At 70.6% G+C, this 8022-nt stretch carries 7 protein-coding genes and 2 pseudogenes; 7 read left to right on the top strand and 2 right to left on the bottom strand.

The features are described from left to right. Positions 1–204: 204 nt before the first annotated feature. From BFF77_RS24460 to BFF77_RS24440, 5 genes are all read left to right on the top strand, one after another. On the top strand, positions 205–714 hold the full coding sequence (locus BFF77_RS24460) for a single-stranded DNA-binding protein (RefSeq protein WP_079125457.1): 510 nt from the start codon (positions 205–207) through the stop codon (positions 712–714). 259 nt (positions 715–973) lie between these two features. Then, the gene (locus tag BFF77_RS24455) at positions 974–2407 is read left to right on the top strand and encodes a Cys-Gln thioester bond-forming surface protein (RefSeq protein WP_066953461.1); all 1434 of its coding nucleotides are present in this window, start codon (positions 974–976) and stop codon (positions 2405–2407) included. Positions 2408–2648: 241 nt separating this feature from the next. Continuing rightward, positions 2649–4313 (top strand): energy-dependent translational throttle protein EttA, encoded by a 1665-nt coding sequence (gene ettA, locus BFF77_RS24450; protein WP_079125455.1) that lies wholly within the window; start codon positions 2649–2651, stop codon positions 4311–4313. 1 nt (position 4314) lies between these two features. Next, positions 4315–4752 (top strand): acyl-CoA thioesterase, encoded by a 438-nt coding sequence (locus BFF77_RS24445; RefSeq protein ID WP_066953459.1) that lies wholly within the window; start codon positions 4315–4317, stop codon positions 4750–4752. 20 nt (positions 4753–4772) lie between these two features. Next, positions 4773–5534 (top strand): DUF8010 domain-containing protein, encoded by a 762-nt coding sequence (locus tag BFF77_RS24440; RefSeq protein WP_066953463.1) that lies wholly within the window; start codon positions 4773–4775, stop codon positions 5532–5534. Between the two features lie 117 nt (positions 5535–5651). On the opposite strand, the gene BFF77_RS24435 is transcribed toward BFF77_RS24440, so the two are convergent. Next, positions 5652–6056, bottom strand: a complete 405-nt coding sequence (locus BFF77_RS24435) for a globin (RefSeq protein WP_066953458.1) — start codon at positions 6054–6056, stop codon at positions 5652–5654. A 179-nt stretch (positions 6057–6235) separates the two neighbouring features. Here BFF77_RS24435 and BFF77_RS24430 point away from each other — a divergent pair, with 179 nt between their 5' ends. Beyond that, positions 6236–7273: a methyltransferase domain-containing protein gene (locus BFF77_RS24430; protein ID WP_066953456.1), complete on the top strand. Its 1038-nt coding sequence runs from the start codon at positions 6236–6238 to the stop codon at positions 7271–7273. Here the strand turns inward: BFF77_RS24430 and BFF77_RS24425 are convergent. Beyond that, positions 7257–7901 (bottom strand): annotated as a pseudogene (locus BFF77_RS24425) (FHA domain-containing protein); the annotation flags it as partial. The gene BFF77_RS24430 and the pseudogene BFF77_RS24425 sit on opposite strands and share 17 nt — an antisense overlap. Between BFF77_RS24425 and BFF77_RS37970 the strand changes: the two are divergent. Then, positions 7882–8022: pseudogene (locus BFF77_RS37970) on the top strand (acyl-CoA dehydrogenase family protein); the annotation flags it as partial. The pseudogenes BFF77_RS24425 and BFF77_RS37970 sit on opposite strands and share 20 nt — an antisense overlap.

Genomic DNA, 8022 nt, shown 5'->3' with positions numbered 1-8022 from the left:
ACGTGGCGGTGTCCCGGGCGGGGCGCTGAGTGCGGCGGGTGCGGGTGAGGGCACGGCGGTTCGGCGAGGGGGGGGGTGCGGGGAGGGGTGAGGGCGCGGGTGACGAGGTTTTCCACAACTGATCGGTAATCCACAGGCGTCGGCACATTCCTTCCGTCCGGTCCAGCATGGAATCGGTCAATGCAACCGGACGGGAGGGCCGTTATGAACGACACAGTGGTCACGGTGGTGGGGAATGTCGCTACCGGTGTGGAATTCCGGGAGTCGCCCACGGGCGGAGTGGCGCGCTTCAGATTCGCGGTGAGCGCGCGCCGCTGGGACCGGCAGAAGAACGGCTGGGCGGACGGGCCGACGAGCTTCTACACGGTGTGGGCGTGGCGGGCCCTGGGGGCGAATCTGGCGGCGTCGGTGTCCGTCGGCGAGCCCCTCGTGGTGCACGGCCGGCTGCGGGTGCGCGAGGACGAGAGGGACGGACAGCGCAGGGTCTCCGCGGACATCGACGCGGTGGCGGTCGGTCACGATCTGACACGCGGGACCTCCGCGTTCAGGCGCGCGGGCAGGGCGGTTCCGCCTCTGACGGAGCGTCACGACGGGATGGCGCAGAGCCAGGACGAGGACCGGGGCGACAGCCGCGACCGGGAGCCGGGCGCACCGCCTGGGCCGCCTGGGCCGCCGCGGCCACCCGGTGCCGGACCTCTGGCGGCGGTTTCGTAGCGTGCTGCCAATGCCGTGGTGATCCCGGTTGACTGGGAGGCGGTTGTGGAGATTTGTCGATATACCCAGTCGTATTCCATGGTTGCTTCGGAGTGTCGATAACGATTCCGATTCGGAACGGTTGTCTGGGTGTGCGAGCGGGCATTCGTGGTTCTTCCCGTCCATAGGATTCGCGAGTACTCACGGACACTTGAGTCTGCCGGCGAGGCATCCCCCCACGCGTTCACCCGCGACAGGACCTCGCCCGAAGGGGAATTCTGTGTTTTCTGCGATATCTGCGTCATCCGTACGGAGGCGGGGCGCCGCTCGTCTCGCCGCCGCGGTTCTCGTATCGGGTCTGGTCGCGATGGGCTCGCTGGCCGGTGCCGGCGCGGCCGTGGCCGATGACGCCTCCCAGCACCCGGGAGGCGCCGCCGCCACGCTCGACGGCCTGAAGACCTTTGACGGTGCCGTCCTCCATGCGAACGGCAAGGACCAGCAGCTTCCCGCCGGACTGTTCGAAATGACCGTCGACGGCGGCGGCAAGCTCAAGACCTACTGCATCGACATCCACAACCCGACGCAGGAACAGGCGAAGTATCTGGAGACCCCCTGGGACCAGACCTCGCTCGGCGCCAACAAGAACGCCGGCAGGATCCGCTGGATACTGGACCACTCCTACCCGCAGATCGACGACCTCTCGGCGCTCGCCGAGGCGGCTGGCACCGGACCGCTCACCGAGAAGACCGCCGCGGCCGGCACCCAGGTCGCGATCTGGCGCTACTCGGACGGCGCCGACGTCGACGCCGGCGACGCCGAGGCCGAGAAGCTCGCCGACTGGCTGGAGAAGAGCGCCCGGGACAGCGCGGAGCCCAGGGCCTCGCTCACCCTGGAGCCCGGCGCGGTCTCCGGCAAGGCCGGCGAGAAGATCGGTCCGGTCACCGTGAGGACCGACGCCGACAGTGTCGCGGTGGCGCCGCCCGCCGACGCCGCCGCCACGGGCGTCAAGATCACCGACAAGGAGGGCACACCGGTCACCACAGCCGCCAACGGCACGGAGCTGTACTTCGACGTGCCCTCCGACGCCGTCGACGGCACGGCCTCGCTCGGTGTGCAGGCCACCACCTCCGTGCCGGTCGGCCGCGCCTTCGCCGGTGTGACCAAGAGCCAGACACAGATCCTGGCCGGGTCCAGCGAGTCCACCGTCTCCGCGACGGCGACGGCGACGTGGGCCGAGCGCGGTGCGATCCCGGCGGTCACGGCGGAGAAGAACTGCGCGGAGGGCGGTGTCGATGTCACCGCCGCCAACACCGGTGACGCGCCGTTCACCTTCGAGCTGAACGGCTCCGAGCACACCGTCGCGCCGGGTGCCACCGAGACCGTCACCGTGCCGGTCGGCGAGGACGAGGCGTACGACTTCACCATCACCGGACCCGCCGGATTCACCCAGAACTTCAAGGGCGTCCTGGACTGCGAGACCACCGGCACTCCCGCGCCGGTGACCGAGCAGCCCTCCTCGCAGCCCAGCGCGGCCTCGGTCGGCGGTGGCACGGCGGGCGGCCTGGGCGCCATGAGCGGCACGGGCGATCTGGCGGAGACCGGCTCCTCCAGCGCGACGCCGGTCATCGCGGGCATCGCGATCGCGCTGGTCGTCCTGGGCGGCGCGGCCGTGTTCCTCCTCCGCAAGAAGAAGGCCCCGGCCTCCGAGGAATGATCCACGCCCCCTTCGGCGACCCGAGCGTGAGTACATCCTGGCGCTGAGTGATACGGCGCACACAGTGGCCCCCGGCGTGCGACAGCGCGCCGGGGGCCATGCCCGTGGCGCCACGGTGCGCGGCGGGTCCGGGAAGCGGTACTGGTTTCCATCAGGGGATGGACGTCAGGCAAGATGGGGTGTATCTGCCTCACGCGGCGGAGCCGCACATTGGCCCTTCTCGATTGCCGGACGGTTTCTCTTGGCTGAGTACATCTACACGATGCGCAAGACGCGTAAGGCGCACGGCGACAAGGTCATCCTCGATGACGTGACGCTGAGCTTCCTGCCGGGCGCGAAGATCGGTGTGGTGGGTCCGAACGGCGCCGGTAAGTCCACCGTGCTGAAGATCATGGCCGGCCTTGAGCAGCCGTCCAACGGCGACGCGTTCCTGTCCCCGGGCTACACCGTCGGCATGCTCCTCCAGGAGCCGCCGCTGGACGAGTCCAAGACCGTCCTCCAGAACGTCCAGGACGGCGCCGCCGAGATCATGGGCAAGCTCAACCGCTTCAACGAAGTGGCCGAGGCGATGGCGACGGACTACTCCGACGCGCTCATGGAGGAGATGGGCAAGCTCCAGGAGGACCTCGACCACGCCAACGCGTGGGACCTGGACACCCAGCTCGAACAGGCCATGGACGCGCTGGGCTGCCCGCCCGGCGACTGGCCCGTCACCAATCTCTCCGGTGGTGAGCGCCGCCGGGTCGCGCTCTGCAAGCTGCTGCTCGAAGCCCCCGATCTGCTGCTGCTCGACGAGCCCACCAACCATCTGGACGCCGAGTCGGTCCAGTGGCTGGAGCAGCACCTCGCCAAGTACCCCGGTACCGTCGTCGCCGTCACCCACGACCGGTACTTCCTCGACAATGTCGCCGGCTGGATCCTGGAGCTGGACCGCGGCCGGGCCATCGGCTACGAGGGCAACTACTCCACCTACCTGGAGACCAAGCAGACGCGTCTGAAGGTCGAGGGCCAGAAGGACGCCAAGCGCGCCAAGCGGCTCAAGGAAGAGCTGGAGTGGGTCCGCTCCAACGCGAAGGGGCGCCAGGCCAAGTCCAAGGCCAGGCTGGCCCGTTACGAGGAGATGGCCGCCGAGGCCGACAAGATGCGGAAGCTGGACTTCGAGGAGATCCAGATCCCGCCGGGCCCGCGGCTCGGCAGTGTCGTGGTCGAGGTGGAGCACCTTTCCAAGGCGTTCGGCGAGAAGGTCCTCATCGACGACCTGTCGTTCTCGCTCCCGCGCAACGGCATCGTCGGGGTGATCGGGCCGAACGGCGCGGGCAAGACCACGCTGTTCAAGATGATCCAGGGCATCGAGGAGCCGGACTCCGGTGTCATCAAGGTCGGCGACACCGTGAAGATCAGCTATGTCGACCAGGGCCGCTCGAACATCGACCCGAAGAAGTCGCTGTGGGCGGTCGTCTCCGACGAGCTGGACTACATCAACGTCGGCCAGGTCGAGATGCCCTCGCGCGCCTATGTCTCCGCCTTCGGCTTCAAGGGTCCGGACCAGCAGAAGCCGGCCGGGGTGCTCTCCGGCGGTGAGCGCAACCGGCTCAATCTGGCGCTGACGCTCAAGCAGGGCGGCAATCTGCTGCTCCTCGACGAGCCGACCAACGACCTGGACGTCGAGACCCTGTCCTCGCTGGAGAACGCGCTGCTGGAATTCCCGGGCGCGGCCGTGGTCGTCTCCCACGACCGGTGGTTCCTCGACCGCGTCGCCACGCACATCCTGGCGTACGAGGGCGAGTCCAGGTGGTTCTGGTTCGAGGGCAACTTCGAGTCGTACGAGAAGAACAAGATCGAGCGGCTCGGCGCGGACGCCGCCCGCCCGCACCGTGCCACCTACAAGAAGCTCACCCGGGGCTGAGATGGCCCGGCACTTCTACACCTGTCCTCTGCGCTGGTCGGACATGGACGCCTTCGGGCATGTCAACAACGTGGTCTTCCTGCGGTATCTGGAGGAGGCCCGGATCGACTTCATGTTCCGGCTGGCGCCGGGGGCCGGCTCGCCGTCCTTCGCGGGCGGTTCCGTCGTGGCCCGGCACGAGATCGACTACAAACGGCCGCTGGTCCACCGGCACGCGCCGGTGACCGTCGAATCGTGGGTGACGCGGATAAGCGCCGCGTCGCTGACGATCACGTACGAGATCAAGGACGACGAGGACGCCGAGGAGGTCTACGTACGGGCCTCGACGGTCGTCGTGCCGTACGACCTGGCCGCCGGGCGCCCCCGGCGGATCACCGAGGAGGAGAAGTCGTTCCTCCTGAAGTATCTGGATGACGACAAGGATGCCATCGCGGCATGACCGTGTCCGTGCCTGTGCCCATGCCTGAGCCCGAGTCCGCGCGGCCCGACCCCGCGCGGGGACTGGAGTTCGCCGACGCGCGGGAGGCGGCCGATCTCGGCGCCTTCCTGGGCCGACTGATCCACTACGACCGCGCCGCCGCCGTCCGGCTCCAGGCCGGGGGCGGCGCGCTCGCGGTGTTCGGCCGGCCGGCGTCCTTCGAGGTGCTGGCGATCCGTACGGCCAGGCTCGCCGCGCCGTACGAGCTGGATGTCACCGTCTCCGCCGGTGAACTGCTCGAAGCGATCGACGAACAGGCCGGTCGCGCGGTGGTGCCCGGGGCCGTCACCGGGCCGCCGTGGGCCGGGGTCCTGCCGCCGCGCGGTGGCTGGCGGCAGGTGGCGGGACTGCCGGGCGAGGGAGCGATACGAGGCGCGCTGTCGGCCGCGGTCGCCGAATTCCGCTCCCGCGACGAGCAGTTGCCGTCCGCCGGCAGGACCAGGGCCGAGCGGGACCGGATCGGCCGGGAGATCTGGTCCCGTACCCTCGGCGACACCCAGCTTCCGCTGCGGGCCGTGCACGCCGCGCAGTCGCTGGGCTTTCTGCGGCCGGCCCGCGGGAGGGTGCCCGCACCCATCGCGCGTGCCGACTCCGCCGGGTACGGCGTGTCCGGGAAGGCACCGGTGCCACCGGAGCCGGTGGCGCTGCTGGAGTCGGGAAGCTGGCTCCGGCTCCGTACGCCGTACGGCTCGATAGCGGTACGGCGCGCGGGACTCGGCGTGCTGTCCGTCACACCGGCCTGATGATCGGACCGGTTCGATGACCGGACCGATCCGACGGCCGGGTCGGTTCGACGGCCGGGTCGGTTCGACGGCCGGGTCGGTTCGACCGGCTGGCCGGCGTGAGGTCCGGTCGGTCCGTCAGCCCGCGGAGTTGACCATCGAGGCGGCGGCGTAGGTGAGGTACTTCCAGAGCTGCCGCTCGTGGTCCTCGGACAGCCCCAGCTCGTCGACCGCCGCCCGCATGTGCTTCAGCCAGGCGTCGTGCGCGGCGCTGTCGACCGTGAACGGCGCGTGGCGCATCCGCAGCCGGGGATGGCCGCGGTTGTCGCTGTAGGTGCGAGGGCCGCCCCAGTACTGCATGAGGAAGAGTACGAGGCGCTCCTCGGCCGGGCCGAGGTCTTCCTCCGGGTACATCGGCCGCAGCAGCGGATCCTCCGCCACGCCCTGGTAGAAGCGGCGGACCAGCCGTCGGAAGGTCTTCTCGCCGCCGACCTGCTCGTAGAAGGTCTGCTCCTGAAGCGTGCCGTGCGGAATCTCGTTCACCCGTCCATCGTCTCAGACGCACCGGCCGAGGACCTCGGGCCTAGGACCTGTCCATCGAGGACCCGTCCGCCGAGGACCTGTCCGCCGAGGCCGCGCCGGGCCGCCGTCGTCCGGGCGGTAGTCGCGTCCGCCTGGCGGGCCCACTCGCTTCCTGGGCGCTCACCCAGGACAGTGGAGGGATGGGCGCACACCGTGACGACGCGTTCGGTCCCGACGATCCCGAGGCGGCGGAGGCGCGTGCCGGCCTGGTCGAGGAGATCGCGCTGACCGGCGCGCTCGACGACCCCGTCTGGCGGGCCGCCTTCGAGGAGGTGCCACGTCATGTCTTCGTGCCGTACTACTTCGTGGGACGGCCCGGCGGCTACGACCGGCTGTGGAACGGCGACCGCGATCCGGCGCGGCGGCGGCGCTGGCTGCACGGCGCGTACGTGGACGGGCCGCTGGCGACACGGGTGCGCGACGGCGAGCAGATCTCGTCCAGCAGCCAGCCCTCCCTGATGGCCCGGATACTGGCGGAGCTGGACGTACGGGACGGGGACCGCGTCCTGGAGGTCGGCGCGGGCACCGGCTACAACGCGGCGCTGCTCTGCCACCGGCTCGGCGACAAGCTCGTCACCACCATGGATCTGGACCCGGAGATCGCCGAGTCCGCCCGTGCCCATCTCGCGACGGCCGGCTACCGGCCCGCCGTCGTCACCGGCGACGGAGCGCGCGGCTGCCCCGAGCGCGCTCCGTTCGACCGGATCATCGCGACCTGCACCCTGCCGTCGGTGCCGACGGCCTGGCTGGAGCAGTGCCGCCCCGGCGCGCGCATCCTGGCTCCGCTCGCCACGGGAGTGATCGCGCTCCGGGTCGGCGGCGATGAGTACGACGGCGGCGACGGCGCGCGCGGGACGTTCGCCGAAGGCCACTTCCTGCATACCGCCGCGTTCTTCGTACCGCTGCGGGGCATGCCCGGCACCGCCCTCATGCACCGTCCGCTCGGCGGACTGCCCCGGCGCGCGATCGAGAACGACCTCTTCCGCTTTCTGCTCGCGCTCACCGCGGGCAGCCTCGACCCGCACGAGGCGCTCTCCCTCTGGGAGCGCGAGCACCGTCCCGGACGTGAGCGGTTCGGCGTCACCATCGCCGGAGGCCGCCAGTGGGCATGGCTGGACGATCCGGAGGGCCCGTATGTCTGGCCCCTCAGCGCCGGCGGGATCAGCCGCGGCGGATAGTGATCGTCGTCCAGGCACCGACATGGACCCGGTCGCCGTCCTTGAGCGGGACGGGGACATAGGGCTGTATCGGGTCCTCGGCGCCGTTGAGCGTGGTGCCGTTGGTGGAGTTCTGGTCGACCACCGACCAGCTTCCGTCCGGCTGGTGGACCAGGACCGCGTGCTGGTGCGACACGCCCGGATCCTCCGGCGGTACCGACAGATCGATGTCCGGGGACTCACCGGTGGAGTGCCGGCGGCGGCCGATGGTGACCTGGTTCCCGTCGAGCTGGAGCCGCTGCTCCGGGGAGTACGCGGGCAGGTTCAGCCCGGTGGCCTCGGGGCCGCTGCGCTGCATCATCGCCATGAAGTACTCGCGGTCCGGGCCGATGACCGCCGTCCAGCCCGCCGGAGGCTGATACGGCCCGGCCGGGCTCTGGCCGTGCGGCCCCTGGCCGGGCACACCGTGGCCCGGAGCGCCCTGGCCCTGCGGACCCCGGCCCTGGGGGCCCTGCGCGTGCGAGGGCGGCGGCAGCATCCAGTCGTCGTCGCCGGTCTGCCGGGGCAGCGACGGCGCGGGCGGCGCGGCGGACTGCTGCTGGAAGACCGGTGGCGGCGGCCCTTGCTGGTACGGCGGCGGAGGCGGCGGGATCACCGAACTCGCGCTCGTACTGGAGGAGTTGGGCAGCGCGGGCTGTCCGCTGCTGATGATGGTCGTCTCGCCCGCGATCTGCGGCACCGTGATCGCCCGCTTCGGTACGGACGAACAG

This window comes from Streptomyces lushanensis, from assembly GCF_001700515.1.
Taxonomy (GTDB): Bacteria; Actinomycetota; Actinomycetes; order Streptomycetales; family Streptomycetaceae; genus Streptomyces; species Streptomyces lushanensis.
This window is presented reverse-complemented; position numbering and strand designations above follow the sequence as displayed.